Annotated in this window: 13 protein-coding genes; 7 read left to right on the forward strand and 6 right to left on the reverse strand. The window is 71.2% G+C overall.

Features of this window, described 5'->3' with window-relative positions; genetic code table 11:
• The 5 genes from QR77_RS29235 to QR77_RS29255 form a co-directional block, all read left to right on the forward strand.
• The coding region (locus QR77_RS29235) for an alpha/beta fold hydrolase (RefSeq protein ID WP_040025005.1) at positions 1–1,225 on the forward strand (1,225 nt) is incomplete at its 5' end.
• Positions 1,218–1,997 (forward strand): alpha/beta fold hydrolase, encoded by a 780-nt coding sequence (locus tag QR77_RS29240; RefSeq protein ID WP_040025006.1) that lies wholly within the window; start codon positions 1,218–1,220, stop codon positions 1,995–1,997. The genes QR77_RS29235 and QR77_RS29240, both read left to right, overlap by 8 nt.
• Before the next feature lie 100 nt (positions 1,998–2,097).
• Positions 2,098–3,369, forward strand: a complete 1,272-nt coding sequence (locus QR77_RS29245; RefSeq protein WP_040025007.1) for an activator-dependent family glycosyltransferase — start codon at positions 2,098–2,100, stop codon at positions 3,367–3,369.
• A 100-nt stretch (positions 3,370–3,469) separates the two neighbouring features.
• Positions 3,470–4,441, forward strand: coding sequence for an ACP S-malonyltransferase (locus QR77_RS29250; RefSeq protein WP_040025010.1), 972 nt, complete (start codon positions 3,470–3,472; stop codon positions 4,439–4,441).
• A 91-nt stretch (positions 4,442–4,532) separates the two neighbouring features.
• On the forward strand, positions 4,533–5,711 hold the full coding sequence (locus QR77_RS29255; RefSeq protein ID WP_052489141.1) for a macrolide family glycosyltransferase: 1,179 nt from the start codon (positions 4,533–4,535) through the stop codon (positions 5,709–5,711).
• A 74-nt stretch (positions 5,712–5,785) separates the two neighbouring features.
• On the opposite strand, the gene QR77_RS29260 is transcribed toward QR77_RS29255, so the two are convergent.
• From QR77_RS29260 to QR77_RS29285, 6 genes are all read right to left on the reverse strand, one after another.
• Positions 5,786–6,637, reverse strand: a complete 852-nt coding sequence (locus QR77_RS29260; protein ID WP_347359800.1) for an NAD-dependent epimerase/dehydratase family protein — start codon at positions 6,635–6,637, stop codon at positions 5,786–5,788.
• On the reverse strand, positions 6,594–7,811 hold the full coding sequence (gene mqnC / locus QR77_RS29265) for a cyclic dehypoxanthinyl futalosine synthase (protein WP_107068999.1): 1,218 nt from the start codon (positions 7,809–7,811) through the stop codon (positions 6,594–6,596). Before mqnC ends, QR77_RS29260 begins: the two co-directional genes overlap by 44 nt.
• 2 nt (positions 7,812–7,813) lie before the next feature.
• Positions 7,814–8,749, reverse strand: a complete 936-nt coding sequence (locus tag QR77_RS29270; RefSeq protein ID WP_078877294.1) for a menaquinone biosynthesis protein — start codon at positions 8,747–8,749, stop codon at positions 7,814–7,816.
• Positions 8,750–8,864: 115 nt separating this feature from the next.
• On the reverse strand, positions 8,865–9,131 hold the full coding sequence (locus QR77_RS29275) for a ferredoxin (protein WP_052489749.1): 267 nt from the start codon (positions 9,129–9,131) through the stop codon (positions 8,865–8,867).
• A gap of 101 nt (positions 9,132–9,232) precedes the next feature.
• Complete coding sequence (gene mqnE / locus QR77_RS29280; RefSeq protein WP_040025013.1) at positions 9,233–10,399, reverse strand: aminofutalosine synthase MqnE; 1,167 nt, start codon at positions 10,397–10,399, stop codon at positions 9,233–9,235.
• Positions 10,400–10,437: 38 nt separating this feature from the next.
• The gene (locus tag QR77_RS29285) at positions 10,438–11,517 is read right to left on the reverse strand and encodes an arylcarboxylate reductase (RefSeq protein WP_040025014.1); all 1,080 of its coding nucleotides are present in this window, start codon (positions 11,515–11,517) and stop codon (positions 10,438–10,440) included.
• 318 nt (positions 11,518–11,835) lie between these two features.
• Between QR77_RS29285 and QR77_RS29290 the strand changes: the two genes are divergently transcribed.
• Together QR77_RS29290 and QR77_RS49235 are read left to right on the forward strand one after the other, a co-directional pair.
• Entirely contained in the window at positions 11,836–12,234 is a 399-nt protein-coding gene (locus tag QR77_RS29290) for a DUF6069 family protein (RefSeq protein ID WP_040025016.1), read from the forward strand.
• A 284-nt stretch (positions 12,235–12,518) separates the two neighbouring features.
• A partial coding sequence (locus QR77_RS49235; RefSeq protein WP_160310969.1) for a type I polyketide synthase occupies positions 12,519–18,236 on the forward strand: 5,718 nt, incomplete at its 3' end.

The raw sequence follows: 18,236 nt of genomic DNA on the forward strand, positions 1-18,236 counted from the left end.
CGGCGGCGCGGGCACCGGCGCCGGGCGCGACGCCGCGCCCGTCTCCGTACGGGACCGGCTCACCGGCCGGTCGGCCGACGAGCAGCGGCACGTGCTGCTGGAACTCGTCCGCGCCCAGATCGCCCTGGTCCTCGGCTTCGCCACGGCGGACGGCATCGAGCCGGAAGGGAGCCTCGTGGACGCGGGCTTCGACTCGCTCACCGCCGTCGAACTGCGCAACAGGCTCGGCGCCGCGACCGGGCTGCGGCTCCCGCCCACCCTGGTCTTCGACCGCCCGACCCCCACGGCGCTAGCGGCCCACCTCGGCGAGGAGTTGGCCGTGGCACCCGGCGGCGCCGACGAACAGGCCGCATCCGGCGGAGCCGGTCGACACGAGCGGACCGGACCCGCCGACGAGGGCCTGTCCGTCCTCTTCCGCGAGGCCTGCAAGGCGGGCAAGGTCGACCAGGGATACGAACTCCTGCGCAGCGCCGCCGCGTTGCGGCCGACGTTCGCCTCGCCGGAGGACTTCGGGGAAGGGCTGCGGGCGGTCCGGCTCGCCTCAGGACCAGGCTCCCCCTCGCTTATCTGCTTCAGCTCCTTCGCCGCCCTCGCCGGAGTGCACGGATACGCGCGGCTCGCCGCCGACTTCCGGGGTGTGTCCGACGTATGGGCGCTGTCCGTCCCCGGATTCCTCGCCGGTGAACGGCTCCCCGAGACCTGGGAGACGCTCGTCGAGGTACAGGTCCAGGCCGTGCTGGAGCGGATCGGTGACGGGCCGCTCGTGCTGGCGGGATCCTCCGGCGGCGGGCTCCTCGCGCACGCCGCCGCCGCCCGGCTGGAAGAGTTGGGCGCACCCCCGGCCGGAGTCGTCCTGATGGACACCTTCCCGGCGACGGAGGACTCGCCGCTGCTGAAGTTCCAGGCGGAGCTGGTCAGCGGGATGTTCGACCGCGAGCACTTCGCCTCGCTGGACTCCGCCCGGCTGACCGCGATGAGCTGGTACTTCGACCGGTTCGCCGGATGGACGCCGAAGCCGCTGTCCGTCCCCACCCTGCTGCTGCGCGCTTCGGAACCGATCATCGCGGCGGGTCCCGACGGGCCGTACCAGCCGCACGAGTGGCAGACCCCGTGGGACACCGCGCACACCGTCGTCGATGTGCCGGGCAACCACTTCACGATGATGGAGGCCTGGGCCGGTACGACCGCGCGGGCCGTCCAGGAATGGATCGAGAAGCATGTCTGAGACCACCAGGGCCACGGCCCCGTCCGTCGGCGACGCCTGGATCCGCCGCTACCACCCACGCCCGGACGCGCAGGTACGGCTGGTCTGCTTCCCGCACGCGGGCAGCTCGGCCCCGTTCTACTTCTCGCTGTCCGCGCAGGCCGGGCCCGGTATAGACGTGCTGTCCGTGCAGTACCCGGGTCGGCAGGACCGCCGCCTGGAGCCGCTGATCGACGACGTCGGCACCCTGGCCGAACAGGTCGTCACGGCGCTCCGCCCGTGGCTGGACAGGCCGGTCGCCCTGTTCGGGCACAGTCTCGGCGCGACCGTGGCGTTCGAGGCGGCCCGCCGCCTCGAAGCCGCCGGACAGCACCCGCTGCGGCTGTTCGCCTCCGGGCGCCGGGCGCCGTCCCGGCGGCGCGACGAGCACGTCCACCAGCGCGACGACGCGGGGCTGATGGCCGAGATGCGGCGACTCAGCGGCACCGACCAACGGATCTTCGGCGAGGAGGAGTTGATGCGGATGATCCTGCCGGTGATCCGCAACGACTACCGGGCCGCCGAGACGTACGTGTACCGCGACGCGACCCCGCTGCACTGCCCCGTCGATGTCCTCACAGGCGACAGCGACCCGAAAGTGACGCCGGCGGAGGCGGAGGCCTGGCGGGTCCACACCACGGGCCCGGCCAGCACCCATGTCTACACCGGCGGCCACTTCTTCCTGGCCGACCACCAGGGCGAGGTGCTCGACCTCGTACGCCGGACACTCGCCGTCGCGCCGGACAGGGCCTAGGCGAACCGGTGCCTGAACGGCACGGAGGGGCCCACCCACCGGACCCCGCTCACTCATCCGGCCTGATCCGAACGACAGGCCCCAGATCCCAGGAGCCACGTTGCGCGTACTGTTCGCGACCCTTCCCGAGAAGACCCACCTCTACACCCTCGCCCCGCTCGCCTGGGCGCTGCGGTCGGCCGGTCATGAGGTACGGGTGGCCAGCTCGCCCGGCTTCTGCGCCACCGTCGCCGCCAACGGCATGACGGCCGTCGGCGTCGGCGACGACGGCAACATGAGCTCGGCCATGGCCGAGCACCGCGAGTCCCAGGAGATCGAGGAGGCCGACTGGAGCGAACTCGACCCGGCCAAGGTCACCTGGGAGGGCGAGCTGTCCCGGATGCAGATCGGTGTCATGGGGATCGCCTGGTACAACGAGCCGATGATCGACGACCTGGTGGCCTTCGCCCGGTTCTGGCGGCCCGACCTGGTGATCTGGGACCCGCTCACCTACGCGGGCCCGCTCGCTGCCCGCGCTGTCGGCGCGGCCCACGCCCGCTCCATGTGCTTCGCCGACGTGTACGGCGCCAAGCGGCGGCTGTTCACCAAGCTGCTCGCCGAGGCGGCGCCCGAGGAGAGCGAGGACCCGATGGCCGACTGGCTCGGCGGGCGGGCGGCCGGATTCGGCGGCGAGTTCAGCGAGGACCTGATCACCGGCCAACTCACCATCGACCCGCTCCCGTTGAGCCTCGGAGCGCCGATCGAGACGCCCCGGCAGCCGGTCCGCTTCATCCCCTTCAACGGGCCGGCGGTCCTGCCCGACTGGCTCCAGCAGCCGCAGGAGCGGCGCCGGGTCTGCGTCAGCCTCGGCACCGCCAACACCGAGCGCTACGGCGGTGATTACGTCTCCAAGGCCGCCGTGCTGGAATCCCTCGCCGATCTCGACGCCGAGGTGATCGCCGCCCTGCTGCCCGCGCAGATCGAGGAGCTGAAGGGCGCGGTGCCCGCCAACACCCGGCTGGTGAGCGGCGTACCGCTGCACACACTGCTGCCCACCTGCTCGGCGGTGATCCACCACGGCGGGTTCGGCAGCGCCACCGGTGCCATGGCGGCCGGAGTGCCCCAACTCTGCGTCACCACCCCGTCGTCGGACCAGATCTACCGGGCCCGCGCGGTGGAGAGCGCGGGCGCCGGGCTACTGCTCGTCCACCACGAGGCCGGGACCGAGCGGATACGGACAGCGGTACGCCGACTGCTCGACGAGCCCGGCTTCGCGGCCGGCGCCGCCCGGGTCAGGGACGAGGCAATGGCCCATCCCACGCCCCGCGACATCGTGCCGGAGCTGGAACGGCTCGCCGTCGAGGGCGCCCGCGCCCCCTGGGCGACGGTATGAGCGCCCACGCCGCGTCCACTGTCAACGCCGCCACCGTCCCCGCCGCCACCGTCACCGCCGCGCCCACCGTCAACGAACCGACAGAAGGGAGGAGGCGGGCATGAGTCTGGCCTTCATCTTCGGCACCAACCTGCTGAACTACGACCCGCGGGGCGCCGCCGCCTTCCATGAGGCCCAGCCCGCGATGCGGCGGGTGTACGAGCAGATCTCCGGCTGGACCGGGCTCGACACCGACACCCTGCTGCGCCGCGGCCCGGAAGCGGATCTCGACGACGAGACGCGGTCCCGGCAGGGGGCCATCGCGCTGTCCGCCGCCATGATCGGCATCCATGACGTGCTGGCCCGCGAGGGCGTCCACCCGTCCGTGGTGGGCGGACTCAGCCTCGGCGCCCAGGTCGCCGGCAGCCTCGCGGGGGCGCTCTCGCGCCGCCAGTTGTTCGAGCTGCTGCTCACCATGGAGCACGTCGGCCCCCGGGAGCCCGACGCCCGCCCCGAAGGCGTCGCCGTCGGCCTCATCGGTACGGACGACGACCCCGCGCGGTACTGCGAACCCGCACGCGAGGGCATCCACCTCGGCGTCGACCTGGGCGACCACACCAGCGGGACCTTCCGTACGCTGCTCCTCTCCGGCTACCGGGACGCCCTGGAGAAGCTGTCCGCCGAGTTCGTCGGCGGCTCGGTGCAGGTGCAGGAGGCCAACACCATCGCCGTACACAGCCCGCTGCGCCGGGCCGCGGCCGACTCCGCGGTGAAACTGGTGGCGGCGGCCGAGATCAACGACCCGCTGCTGCCGCTGTGTTCGTCCCTGGAGCAGCGCACACTCACCACCGCCGACGAGGTACGGGAGATGTTCGGCCGCAACGCGGTGGAGACCATCCGTGTCCACACCATGACCGCCGAGATGCAGCGACACGGGGTGCGTCTCGGTGTGGTGCTCGGTCCCTCGCTGCCCAGGGGCCTGGTCCAGTTCCCGTTCCCCGTCGTGCACGTGGAGTCGCCCGCCGACATGACCGAACTGACGTCGGCCATCTTCGAGTTCGGCGTCGTCCTGCCGCCGAGGCGGGTCTTCTGACACCCAGGCCCTGTCCGGCACCCGCCACCCGGCCCCCGGGGCACCCGGCACCCGAGTCACCCGACACCCGACAACCACGAAAGGAACCGCTGTGAAGCACGTGGCGATCATCGCCTTCCCGGACTTCGGTCATGTCAACCCGGCCCTGCACCTCGGCCGCCAACTCGCCGAGCGCGGAGTCCGGGTGACGTACATCCTGGACGAGGTCAACCGGCCGGCGGTCGAAGCGGCGGGCGGGGCCCTGATCGGCTACCCGGGGAACCGGCTGCGGCTCGGCGGCGAATCCTCCGTCGGCGCCGGGCGGATGTTCGAGGTCATGCTCGGCTTCCAGACCCACACCGTCGAGGTGATCCTGCCCCAGGTCCGCGCCGCTCTCGACCAGGACGTCCCCGACCTGCTGATCTACGACTACGAGAGCTTCGTCGCCGGGCGTACGCTCGCCCGCGCCTGGGACTGCCCGACCGTCCTGTTCGCCCCGGCCATCGCCTCGAACGAGCACTATTCGGTGCACGCTGAGGCCTTCGCCGACGACATGACGGAGATGAAGCAGGGCGTCGAGGAGCTGTTCGCCCTGCTGTCCCGCGTCGAGCCCGACGAGGAGGCGGCGTGGAGCCTGATGACACCGCTCTACGACGAGCCCACGGTGGTCTTCCTGCCCAGGGAGTACCAGCCGGAGGGCGACACCTTCGACGACCGGTTCACGTTCGTGGGCCACTGCGTCCCGGACACCCCGCCCGACAGCGACTGGCGGCCCCCGGAGACCGGTGCCCGGGTGGCGCTGATCTCGCTGGGCACCGAGTCCAACGAGCGGGCCGGCTTCTTCCGTACCTGCGCCGAGGCGTTCGACGACGGCGGCTGGCACGCGGTCATGACACTCGGCCGGGGCAACACCGCGCACGACATCCCCGTCGCCCCGAACCTGGAGTCGCACGAGTGGCTCCCGCACGCCGCCGTGCTCCCGCACGCCTCGGCGCTCGTCTGCCACGGCGGCATCGGCAGCATCATGGAGGCGCTGTACTTCGGGTGCCCGGTGGTGATCGTCCCGCACACGCCCGAGCACATCGTCAACGGGCGCCGGCTGGTCGAACTCGGCCTCGGTGTTGTGTACAACACGGACGAGATGGTCCCGGGCACACTGCGCCAGGTCGTCGACGACCTGGCGTCGGACCCCGTCGTACAGGACCGGCTCGACCACATGAGCGCGGCGATACGGGGCGCGGGCGGCGCGGCGCGGGCCGCGGACATGGTGGAGAAGATCCTCGCCGGCTGACAAGGCCCGCCGGAGTACGCGGGAGGGGCGGTGCGCCGAGCGCACCGCCCCTCCTTCTCGCCCCCAGGCCCCCGTCAGACCGGATCCGGGGCCGCCGGCTCCAGATACAGATCCAGCAGCCCGTCCAGATAGCCCGGCCCGGTACGCGCCCCCACCCCGAACTCCGGTACGAGAGAACGCACATGGTCGAGCGACGCCTCCGTCCTGGAGTACCGGTCCGGCAGATACGTCCGCTCCACCTCGACGCCCAGCCGCCGGGCCACCCCGTCCACGATCCGCTCCACCGGCTGCGGCAGACCCGACGCCACATTCACCACGGTGTCACCGACCCCGGCATCAAGCAGCCCGCCGACGGCCCCCACCAGCTCGCGTGCGTCGAGCAGATCCCGGTGCGCACCCTGGTGGATGGTGACAGCGCCGTCCTTGACCTGCCGCACGATCGACGGCAGGAACTGGTGCTCACGCTGGTACGGGCCGACCACATGGCTCAGCCGCAGGATCAGATGCTCCACACCTGCCGTCCTGACACACGACTCCAACGCCAGCTTGTGCCGCCCGTACACCGAGGGCGGACACAGCGGGCCGCTCTCGGCCGCAGGACGCTCGGTGTTGCCGTACATCGCGTACGAGGCGGTGGAGAAGAACAACAGCTTGCGCTTCTCGTCGCGGCACAGCCGCAGCGCGTCGTAGACCGTGTTCGCCTCGCGGTCGAACTCGGTGGGGTCGGTGACCCAGGTGCTCGACACGCCCGCCGCGAGGCACACCACCTCGGGGTGGGCGTCGGGATACGCGTCCGCGAGATTGCTCGCCAGGAAACCCCGGCCGATGATGTGCATGTGTACCTCTCGACGGAATCGGTCGCGCAGTCGGTCGGAGGCCGTGTCAGCCGACGGGCGTGATGTCCAGCCGCGTACGGTCCTCCGCACCGATCCCGCCGCCGGCCATCGCGGTCGAGGCCAGGTGCGAGACGACCCGCTCGTCGACCGGATCGTTGGCCGGGTCGGTGTGCACCACAAGGTGCTCGTACGTGGTCGCGCGCTGCGCCGGTACCCGCCCGGCGGCCCGGATGAGCTGGATCAGCTCCAGCAGGTTGGAGCGGTGCTTGGCACCCGCGGACGAGACGACGTTCTCCTCCAGCATCACCGAGCCGAGGTCGTCCGCGCCGTAGTGCAGGGTGAGTTGGCCGATCTCCTTGCCCGTGGTGAGCCAGGAGCCCTGGATATGGGCGACGTTGTCGAGGAACAGCCGGGAGATGGCGATCAGCCGCAGGTACTCCAGGTCGGTCGTCTGTGTCTGGCCCTTGAGGTGGTTGTTCTCGGGCTGGTACGTGTACGGGATGAAGGCGCGGAAGCCGCCCGTCCTGTCCTGGACGTCGCGGATCATGCGCAGGTGCTCGACGCGCTCGGCGTTCGTCTCGCCCGTACCCATCAGCATGGTGCAGGTCGACTCGACGCCCAACCCGTGGGCGGTCTCCATGATGTCGAGCCAGCGCTCGCCGGACTCCTTGAGCGGTGCGATGGCCTTACGGGGCCGCGCGGGCAGCAACTCCGCGCCCGCGCCCGCGAAGGAGTCGAGTCCTGCCGCGTGGATCCGCTTGATCGCCTCCTCGGCGGAGACCCCGGAGATCTTCGCCATGTGCTCGACCTCAGAGGCTCCGAGGGAGTGGATGACGAGCTGCGGGAACGCCTTCTTGATGGCGGAGAAGTGCTCCTCGTAGTACTCCACGCCGTAGTCGGGGTGGTGTCCGCCCTGGAACATGATCTGCGTGCCGCCGAGTTCGATCGTCTCGGCGCAGCGCCGCAGGATCTCGTCGAGGTCGCGGCTCCAGCCCTTGTCCGTGTCTTTCGGGGCCGCGTAGAAGGCGCAGAACTTGCACGCCGTCACGCACACGTTGGTGTAGTTGATGTTGCGCTCGATGATGTACGTCGCGATGTGCTCCGTACCCGCGTACCGCCTGCGCCGCACCGTGTCGGCGGCGGCGCCCAGCGCGTGCAGGGGTGCGCGCCGGTACAGCTCAAGGGCTTCCTCGGGGCTGATCCGGCCGCCGGCGGCCGCGCGGTCCAGCACCTCGGTGAGGTCGGTCGTGGTCAGGTCGGACATGATCAGAGCCTTTCGGCGGAGGAGGAGGACGTCTCCAGGAGGTCGACCCGGACGTCCGGCGGGAATCCGCTGTCGGCACCGCCGACCCGGCGGGCGAACTCGGCGATGCCGGCGAGCTGGCGCTCACCGAGGCTGAAGTCGAGTGCGGTGGTGTAGTAGCGGCGCAGCGCCACGGCGTCGAACGGCTCCCAGTGCGCGGCCCGTTCACAGACCGTGTCCACCTCGGCGAGCGACAGGTCGCGCGAGGTCAGGAACGCCTGGTGCACGGCGCGTACGGTCTCCGGCTCACGCTCCACGAACTCGCGCCGGGCGGCGAACACCGCGAACACGAAAGGCAGCCCGGTCCAGTCGCGCCACATCTGCCCGAGGTCGTGCACCTGGAGGTTCATGTCGCGGGCCTGGGTGAGCGTGGCGCGCAGCGCCGGGTCGCCGATGACCACGGCGGCCGACGCCTTCTCCATCATCGCCGGCAGATCCGGCGCGCTGGTGAAGTAGGCGGGCCGGACCCCGTGCACCTGTTCCAGGAGCAGATCGGCGAGGCGCACCGACGTACGGCTGGTCGAACCGAGCGCCACCGGCGCCCCGTCCAGCTCGCCCAGCGGCACCTTGCTGACGATCACGCAGGACATCACGGGGCCGTCGCTGCCGACCGCGATGTCCGGCAGTGCGATCAGGTCGTCGGAGTGCCGCAGGAACTCCACGAGGCTGATCGGGGCGATGTCGAGCGCCCCGGCGGCCAGGGCGTCGTTGAGCTTGTCCGGGGTCTCCCGGCGCAGGTCGAAGTCGAGCAGGGTGCCGGTCCTCGCCAAACCCCAGAACAGCGGAAGGCAGTTGAGGAAGTCGATGTGACCGACCTTCGGCCGGATCGCCGGCCCCGGACCGTACGGGTGGGTGAAGGACTCGGACGGCACCGCGAGGGTGCCGGACTGTTCGGGCATGGCGATACTCCGAGGGGATCGGTGGTGATCGGTCGTGATCGGGGGTGCTCAGTGGCGGCGGTCGGCGCACGCGCGGACCGGAGGGTGGTGCGGTCGTTCGGCCCGGCCGGTCCGGCTATTCGGCGTCGGGACCGAAGACTTCGGTGCCGTCCGTGGCCCGCTTCACATGGATGCAGTCGCCGGGGCACTCCTTCACGGAATCGATCACGTCCAGCAGCGCCACGGACGGCACCGGGGCCGTGGACCCCGGTCCGTGGCGCAACTCCCCGTCGGCGTCCTTGACATAAGCCAGGCCGTCGATGTCCAGCTCGAAGACGTCCGGCGCGTACTGTGCGCAGATACCGTCCCCCGTGCACAGATCCTGGTCGATCCAGACTTCCATCCGGTCGTCCTGGTTCGCCGCAGTGGTCACTGCTGTCACCTGCCCTTGTCTGCCCGTGTCGTGTTGCGGTGGGTGATCGTCCTACGGTGTGGCCGCGACCGTCAGACCCGCATCGGCTGCGGGGCCTCACGCCGGCTCGGGTCGGGCCCGTCGAACTCCCCGACCACCTCGTAACGGGTGTTGCGCTCCTTCGGCCGGAAACCGGCGTCCCTGATGAGGTCGAGCAGGTTCTCCCGGGTCAGCTTGTCCGGGGTGCCGTAGTTGTCGGCGTCATGCGTGATCTTGTACTCGACGACCGAACCGTCCATGTCGTCGGCGCCGTGGTTCAGGGCGAGTTGGGCGGTCGCCAGGCCGTGCATCACCCAGAACACCTTCACGTGCGGCACGTTGTCGAACAGCAGCCGCGAGACCGCGAACGTCTTCAGCGCGTCGGCGCCGGTGGCCATCGTGGTGCGGGCCATCAGCTTGTTGCGGACGATGCCGTCCTTCGAGTCGTGGAAGTCGTGCTGGTAGCGCAGCGGGATGAAAACCTGGAACCCGCCGGTCTCGTCCTGGAGTTCGCGCAGCCGCAGCACATGGTCGACCCGGTGCCTGGGCTCCTCGATGTGCCCGTACAGCATGGTGCACGGAGTCTTCAGACCCTTGGAGTGCGCCAGCCGGTGGATCCGGGACCAGTCCTCCCAGTGGGTGCGGTGGTCCACGATGTGCTGCCGGACCTCCCAGTCGAAGATCTCCGCGCCGCCGCCGGTCAGCGATTCGAGACCGGCGTCGATCAGCTCGTCCAGGATCTCCGAGGCCGGCAGACCGCTGATCTCCTCGAAGTGGTGGATCTCGGTCGCGGTGAACGCCTTGATCGCCACGTTCGACGGCAGCGCCTCCTTCAGCGCCTGGAGCGAACGCGGGTAGTAACGCCAAGGCAGCGTCGGATGCAGGCCGTTGACGATGTGCAGCTCGGTGAGGCTCTCGCCCTCCATCGCCTTCGCGAGCCGCACGGCCTCCTCGATACGCATCGTGTACGCGTCCTTCTCGCCCGGCTTGCGCTGGAACGAGCAGTACGCGCAGGACGCGGTGCACACATTCGTCATGTTGAGGTGCCGGTTGACGTTGAAGTACACGACGTCACCGTTCTTCTGGGTCCGCACATGGTGCGCCAGCCCGCCGAGCCAGGCCAGGTCGTCGCTCTCGTAGAGCGCGATCCCGTCCTCGCGGCTCAGCCGCTCACCCGCGTAGACCTTCTGCTCCAGCTCACGCTTGAGTCCAATATCCACCAACGACTCCTCATCGATTCGCGATTGACGCCGCCGGCTCAGTAGAGCCCTTCGGGTGCGGCCTGAGTGATCTGCAGCGGACGGACGTTGGCGACCCCGTCGGACGGCCACCGCGCTCCGGTGTCGAAGCGCTCCGCCTGGTCGCGCTCCAGGATGTTGGGAAGGAACAGGTCGTCGTGCAGCACCGTCAGCCGGACCTGGCCGGTCTCGCCGTACTCGACGATCCGCTCCTGGTCGTCGCGGTCGACGACGGCCATGGTGACCTGCGGGTAGTTCGGCAGGTACGGCAGCACGTCGCCGCCCCGCTCCGCGGGCAGTCCGGCCGCGCAGCCGAAGGTGTTGCCGTACGTGGAGCCGATCACCCCGTCGCCGAGCGCGCCCGCGATCTCCCTGTACATCTGGGGGGAGAGCTGGGTGCCGCCGAGCCCCACCCCGGACAGCCCGGCGACCAGTTCGGGGTGGCGGTTGATCAGCGCCTGCATGATGGCGGGGGTGGTCTCCAGGTAGTCGATCCGCCCGGTCTCCAGGATGTCCGTCATCTGCTCGATGGTGTGCTCGACGTAGGTGTTCATCATCGCGAGCTGGTTGTTGCGGATCAGCCGCTTGATCCACCGGGGGTCGAGATCCATCGTGTACACGGTCGAGCCGTACATCTCGGCGATCTGGTTGGCGCCGCGCCCCACGATGTGCGGGCCGCTCGGGCACGCGTACAGCCACGTACGGCCCTGCTCGAAGCCGGCCAGCTCCAGGCCGAACCGCCGCCACTGCGAGTGGTGTTCGGCCATCGCGCCGGTGTAGAAGACCCGGCAGGGCGCCCCCGTCGTACCGCCGGACTCCCAGATCCGGCCGGCCAGCGGACGCGGCACATCCGACGGCACCAGCTCGGACGGGGCGAGTTCGCGCAACTCAGCGAGCGAGAAGGGACCGAACCGGGTCAGCTCCTCGTACCGGGTGATCTCCAGCGGGTCGAAGTCCAGCTCGGCCCTGCGGGCCAGCCAGTACGGGCTGCCCGTCGCCGGGTCGAAGTGACGCCGGAGGACCCGCCGGGTCCAGGCGTCGATGTCCGTACCCAGCCAGCGTGTTGTGAGCGCCTCTTCGGAGTCGACGAGCAGCGTCATCGTGATGTCCCTCGGTTGTGGGCGGCGAATCCCCGTGGCCCCGCGCGGGGAGGTCTGAGGCGTCACCCGGATCCTCCGGTCAGGTGAACGGCGCCATGCAGACAGGTTCGTGGGGCTGTTCTGGGGAAAACACCACACTTGCCGCGCGGCCCTCCCCGGTCCCTCCCGGACAACCCCACCGGTCGCTCGTCCCGCCGTATGCTCCGGACGCAACGCAGCCGGGCAACGGCCCAACTCCCGCCCCACGCCAGGCTGCCCGACAGGGCCCTCGGCCTCCCGGCCTCGACCCACACCCCCCACCTCGGAGGTACAGCACCCATGAGTACGACCCTGAACCGCTTCCTGACCGTCGTCGGCGCCGTCGTCGGCACCGCCGTGGTGTGGCTGATAGCCCACCAGGCCGTGTCGGGCCCCCTGAAGGCGAAGCTCGGCTCCGGCGACGCCGAGCCGCAGGAAATCACCATCGCCCTCGTCATCGTCATCACCGCCGTGGTCGGCCTGGTCGCCTGGGGCCTCCTCGCCCTCCTCGAACGCTCGGCGAAGGGCCGTACCGCCTGGATCTGGATCGCGGTCGTGGTCTTCGTCCTCTCGCTGCTCGGCCCGCTCGGCAGCGCCGAGGGCACCGGCGCGAAGATCTCGCTGGCGCTGATGCACGTCGTGACGGCAGCCGTCCTCATCCCGGGCCTGACCCGCACCCGTACGGGACAGAACGCCTGAGCGGGACGCGGCGGGCGGAGGACGCCCGTACGCCGCCAACACACCCGAGCGGCCTGGGGGCTTGACCCCTTCCGGCCGCTCAGGTGCGTGTGTCCGTCCGCACGGGGCCCCGGCGGCGGGTCCTAGAGGTTCTCCTAGAGAGCTTTCGCCCACGGCCCGAAGCCCGGACGGGCGTGCTCATAATCGGCCCGTCGATCATGCGGAGGCGTCCGCCGGGGCCCGCGGTCAGCGGGGCAACAGGCGGGCCGGACGCAGCCGGTCTCTCACCCGAGGTGGTGCTGCACATGCAGCAGGAATCCGCTCCCGCCAGTGCCGGAGCCGCGACCGGGCAGGCGGTTGAACTGCGCCTGCGGCTGGCCGGGGTGTCCGAGGACGAGCAGCACCGGATCCTCCTCACCCTGGTACGCGCGCAGGTCGCCACAGCGACCGGCAAGCCCGGCCCGTTCCCCGAGAACCTGGCCTTCCGCCGGATCGGTGTCTACCAGGACCGTGGCACCCGGCTGCGCGACCTGCTCGCCGCCGCCACCGGCGTACGCGTCCCCGCGACGCTGCTGTTCGACTACCCGACCTGCGGGGCTGTGGTCCGCTTCCTGAGCGAGGCGCTGCTCGGCGACCCGAGCACCGTGACCGCGGTCGACGTGGCGGCGGGCGATCCGGCCGCCCCCGGGGACGACGACCCGATCGCCATCGTCGGCATGGGATGCCACTACGCGGGCGGTGTCCACTCGCCCGAGGACCTCTGGCGCCTGGTCATGAACGGCGAGGAGACCACCAGCGGTTACCCCACCGACCGTGGCTGGGACGTGGAGAACCTCTACGACCCCGACCCGGACAAGGTCGGCACCTGCTGCACTCGCTACGGCTCCTTCCTGCACGACGCCGCCGACTTCGACCCCGGCCTCTTCGGCATCAGCCCCCGCGAGGCGCTGGGCATGGACCCGCAGCAGCGACTGCTGCTCGAAGTCGCCTGGGAGGCGCTGGAGTCGGCCGGGATCGACCCGCTCAACGTCACCGGCCGGCCGGGCGGTGTGTTCGTCGGCGTCCCGTACACCCACTACGGACCCGCGCTGCACAAGCCCGCCAAGGACATGCACGGCTACCTGCTGACCGGCAGCCTCACCAGCGTCGCCTCCGGCCGGGTCAGCTATGTCTTCGGTCTTGAGGGCCCCGCCCTCACCGTCGACACGGCGTGCTCGTCGTCGCTGGTGGCGCTGCACCTCGCCGTGCAGGCGCTGCGGCGCGGCGAGTGCGCGTTCGCGCTGGCGGGCGGTGTGACCGTGATGTCCACCCCCGGTGTGCTCCAGGAGTTCAGCCGCAAGCGGGGCCTGTCGCCCGACGGCCGGTGCAAGGCGTTCTCGGACGACGCGGACGGCACCGGCTGGGGCGAGGGCGCCGGAATGCTGGTGCTGGAGCGGCTCAGCGACGCGGAGCGCGACGGCCATCGGGTGCTCGCCGTGGTGCGCGGCAGTGCGGTGAACCAGGACGGCGCGTCGAACGGGCTGACCGCGCCGAACGGCCCTTCTCAGCAGCGGGTGATCCGCGCCGCGCTGGCCGACGCGGGCCTGTCGGCGACGGATGTCGACGCGGTGGAGGCACACGGTACGGGTACGGCGCTCGGCGACCCGATCGAGGCGCAGGCGCTGCTCGCGACGTACGGGCAGCAGCGCGACGCGGAACGGCCGCTGCTGCTCGGGTCGTTGAAGTCCAACATCGGCCACACCCAGGCGGCCTCAGGCGTCGGCGGCGTGATCAAGATGGTGCTGGCGATGCGGCACGGTGTGCTGCCGAAGACACTGCATGTCAGTGAGCCGTCACGGCATGTGGACTGGTCGTCGGGCGCGGTGGAACTGCTGACCGAGCCCCGTGACTGGCCGGGAACCGACCGCCCGCGCCGGAGCGCCGTCTCGTCCTTCGGCGTCTCGGGGACGAACGCGCATGTCGTCCTGGAGCAGGCACCGGAACAGCCCGCTCCGGCAGAAGCCGCCGACCCCGAGGTGGTCCCGCTGGTGGTGTCGGGGCGTGGGACGGCGGGGGTACGGGCACAGGCGGAGCGGCTGGCCTCCTTCGTACGCGCGGGCGCGGGCGCCGTGGATACGGATGCGCGGGTGGGAGATGTCGCGTGGTCGCTGGTCGGCGCGCGCGGGCTGTTCGCCGACCGCGCGGTGGTGGTGGGCTCCGGCCGCGAAGGGCTGGCGACCGGGCTCGACGCCCTGGCCTCGGGCGACATCGCACCGAACGTGGTGACGGGCACGGCGGACGTGGAGGGCAGAACCGCGTTCGTCTTCCCCGGTCAGGGTTGGCAGTGGGCGGGGATGGCGGCTGATCTGCTGGAGTCGGCGCCGGTGTTCGCCGAGCGTATGGCCGAGTGTGAGCGTGCGTTGGGTGTGCATGTGGAGTGGTCGTTGGCGGCGGTGTTGCGTGGTGAGGGGGGCGCGCCGTCGTTGGCTCGGGTGGATGTGGTGCAGCCGGTGTCGTGGGCGGTGATGGTGTCGCTGGCGGCGCTCTGGCGTTCGTACGGTGTCGAGCCGGACGCCGTGGTCGGTCATTCGCAGGGCGAGATCGCCGCCGCGTGTGTGTCGGGGTTGTTGAGCTTGGAGGATGCGGCGCTGGTGGTGGCGTTGCGGAGTCGTGCCCTGGTCGCGCTGTCGGGTCTGGGCGGGATGGTGTCGGTCGCTCTGCCGGTGGATGAGGTGGCGGAGCGGCTCGCGGCCTGGGAGGGCCTGCTGTCGGTCGCGGCCGTCAACGGGCCCTCGTCGGTGGTGGTTTCCGGTGATGCGGATGCGATCGACGGCCTGTTCGCCGAGCTGTCGGAGGAGGGCGCGCGGGTTCGTCGTATCGAGGTGGATTACGCCTCGCACTCGTCGCATGTCGAGGCGATCCGTGACGAGCTGCTTGAGGTTCTGGGATCGGTGCGGCCGGGGGTGCCGTCGGTGGAGTTCCGTTCGTCGGTGGGTGGGGACCTGGCGGCGGTCGAGGTCGGCGGCGCGGCGTACTGGTACGAGAACCTGCGTCGTACCGTCGAGTTCGAGCCCGCCGTACGGGAGTTGGCAGGGGACGGCTTCACCGCGTTCGTCGAGTGCAGTGCGCATCCGGTGCTGGCGATGGGTGTCCAGGGCGTGCTGGACGCGGCGGTCGAGGCGCCGACCGTGGTGGTGGGCTCGTTGCGGCGCGGTGAAGGGGGTACCGGGCGTTTCCTGGTGTCGCTGGCCGAGGCCTTCGTACGTGGTGTCCCCGTCGACTGGCGGCGTGCCCTCGGTGAGGGCAGGCAGCTTGTGGATCTGCCGACGTACGCGTTCCAGCGCTCCCGCTACTGGCTCGACGCGCCTTTGCTCGGACCCACCCCGGCCGGCACCGGCGAGAGCGTCGACGACGGGTTCTGGCGCGCGGTCCGGCAGGAGGACGTGAAGGGACTCGCCGGCCAATTGGCCGTGACGACGGAGTCGTTGGCCGAGCTGATGCCCGCACTGCGGTCCTGGGACGAGCGGCGCGGCGCGCTCGGGCAGGTCGACTCCTGGCGCTACCGGGTGAGTTGGAGCGCGCTCAAGGAGCCTGCCGGTTCCCCCGTACGGGTCGGCGCCTGGCTGTTGGCGGCCGCCGAGGACGACACCTCCGCGCCCGCGGTCGCCGAGGCCCTGCGGCGGAGCGGCGCGACCGTCCGTACCCTCGCGGTCGACCCGGCCGGGCTGGCGCGCGATACCCTCCTCGAACTCCTCGGCGAGCAGGGGGCGTTCGACGCCGTACTCTCGCTGTTCGCTCTCGACGAGCGCCGGGACCCCGAACACCCCGCCGTCCCCGCCGGGCTCGCCGCCAACCTGGCGCTGCTCCAGGCGCTCCAGGACCCCGAAGCGGCTGCCCCGCTGTGGTGCGTGACCAGCGGCGCAGTGGCGGTCGACGACCACGACCCGCTGACGCACCCCTTCCAGGCCGAGACCTGGGGCCTGGGCCGGGTCGCCGCACTGGAGTATCCCCGCGCCTGGGGCGGACTGGTCGATCTCCCGGCCGACTCGGACGCCGCTGTTTACGACCGGCTGTGCGCTGTGCTGGCCCGTGGGGACGGCGAGGACCAGGTGGCCGTTCGGCGGACGGGGGTGTTCGGGCGCCGCCTGGTGCGGGCGCGTGCCGGTGAGGCCCCTGTCGGCGAGGCGGCCCCGGGCCGTGCGTGGCGTCCGCGTGGGACGGTGCTGATCACGGGGGGTACGGGTGCGCTGGGCGGCCATGTGGCGCGGTGGCTCGCCGCGCGGGGTGCCGAGCGGTTGGTGCTGACGAGCCGGCGTGGCGAAGAAGCCCCTGGAGCAGGGGAGTTGGTCGCCGAGCTGGCCGCGCTGGGAGCGCGGGCCACCGTCGTGGCCTGCGACCTCGGTGACCGCGCCGCCGTCGAACGACTCGTACGCGATCACGAAGTGCGCGGCGAGGCCATCCGTAACGTCATGCACACCGCAGGAGTCGCCCCGCTCGCGCCGCTGGCCGATCTCACCGTGGACGAGCTCTCCACCGTCGCTTCCGGCAAGGTCGCCGGTGCCGAGAACCTGCTCGACCTGCTGGATCACGCGACACTCGACACCGTCGTGCTGTTCTCCTCGATCGCCGCCGTCTGGGGCGTCGGCGATCACGGCGCGTACGCGGCAGCCAACGCGTACCTCGACGCCCTCGCCCACCGCGCCCGCGCCCACGGCACGGCCGTCCACTCGGTGGCCTGGGGCCCCTGGGCCGGTGGCGGCATGATCGCCGATACGCTGGAGGACACACTGCGGCGCAGGGGTGTGCCACTGATCCAGCCGGATCTGTCCATCCAGGCCCTCCAGCAGATCCTGGACCGGGACGAGACAGCCGTCGCTGTGGCGGACGTGGACTGGGAGCGGTTCGCCGCGGTCTTCTCCAGCACAAGGCCCAGCCCACTCGTCAGTGAACTCCCCGAAGTCAGAGCCGCGTTGGCGGAGTCCGCCGACACCGAGGCACCCGGGTCCGGGGGCGGCAACGTGCTGGCTGCCGAACTCGCCGCCCTGTCGGAGCAGGACCGCGACCGGACGCTTCTCGACCTCGTACGGAGCCACGCCGCCCGCGTCCTCGGACACACGACGGCGGAGGCCGTCGACGCCCGCCGTGCCTTCATGGAGCTGGGCTTCGACTCGCTGAGCGCCGTGGAACTCCGCAACGGCCTGTCCACAGCGACCGGTTGCCGCCTCCCCGCCACCGCAGTCTTCGACTACCCCACCCCCAGGGACCTGGCACGTTTCCTCCGCGAGACCCTGCTCGGAGACACGGCGGAGGCGCCGGGGGCCGTGCCGGCGGCGCTCCCCGCCCCCGGGGACGACGACCCGATCGCCATCGTCGGCATGGGCTGCCGCTATCCGGGCGGGGTCACCTCTCCGGAGGAGCTGTGGCGGCTTGTGATGGACGAGGCCGACGTGGTCTCGCCGTTCCCGACCGACCGGGGCTGGGACCTGGCGGATCTCTACGACGCCGACCCCGATCGCGCCGGAACCTCGTACGTCAGGGCCGGCGGATTCCTGCACGACGCCGCCGACTTCGAGCCCGAGTTCTTCGGCATCAGCCCGCGCGAAGCCCTTGCCATGGACCCGCAGCAGCGGCTGCTGCTGGAGGTCGCCCACGAGGCGATCGAACGCGCCCGCATCACCCCGGCCTCCCTGAAGGGCAGCCAGACCGGCGTCTTCGTCGGCCTCGCCGACCAGGCGTACGCGACCTCACGCCAGGGCGGCGCCGACGGTTTCGAGGGGTACTTCGTCACGGGCGGAGCGTCCAGCGTCGCGTCCGGGCGCATCAGTTACGTACTCGGCCTGGAAGGCCCCGCGGTCACCGTCGACACGGCGTGCTCGTCGTCGCTCGTGGCGCTGCACCTCGCGGTGCAGGCGCTGCGACGCGGCGAGTGCACGCTCGCTCTCGCCGGAGCGTCGATGGTGATGTCCACGCCCGCCCAGTTCATCGGCTTCAGCCGGCAGCGCGGTCTGTCGGCGGACGGCCGGTGCAAGGCGTTCTCGGACGAC

It is taken from the genome of Streptomyces sp. 150FB (genome assembly GCF_000818195.1).
Classification (GTDB): Bacteria; Actinomycetota; Actinomycetes; order Streptomycetales; family Streptomycetaceae; genus Streptomyces.

Bases quoted from the DNA above. Each gene is read 5' to 3' on its own strand.
- QR77_RS29240 (WP_040025006.1), top strand. From the start codon at position 1,218: ATGTCTGAGACCACCAGGGCCACGGCCCCGTCCGTCGGCGACGCCTGG.
- QR77_RS29250 (WP_040025010.1), top strand. From the start codon at position 3,470: ATGAGTCTGGCCTTCATCTTCGGCACCAACCTGCTGAACTACGACCCG.
- mqnC (WP_107068999.1), bottom strand. From the start codon at position 7,811: ATGTCCGACCTGACCACGACCGACCTCACCGAGGTGCTGGACCGCGCG.
- QR77_RS29270 (WP_078877294.1), bottom strand. From the start codon at position 8,749: ATGCCCGAACAGTCCGGCACCCTCGCGGTGCCGTCCGAGTCCTTCACC.
- QR77_RS29275 (WP_052489749.1), bottom strand. From the start codon at position 9,131: ATGGAAGTCTGGATCGACCAGGATCTGTGCACGGGGGACGGTATCTGC.
- QR77_RS29285 (WP_040025014.1), bottom strand. From the start codon at position 11,517: ATGACGCTGCTCGTCGACTCCGAAGAGGCGCTCACAACACGCTGGCTG.
- QR77_RS29290 (WP_040025016.1), top strand. From the start codon at position 11,836: ATGAGTACGACCCTGAACCGCTTCCTGACCGTCGTCGGCGCCGTCGTC.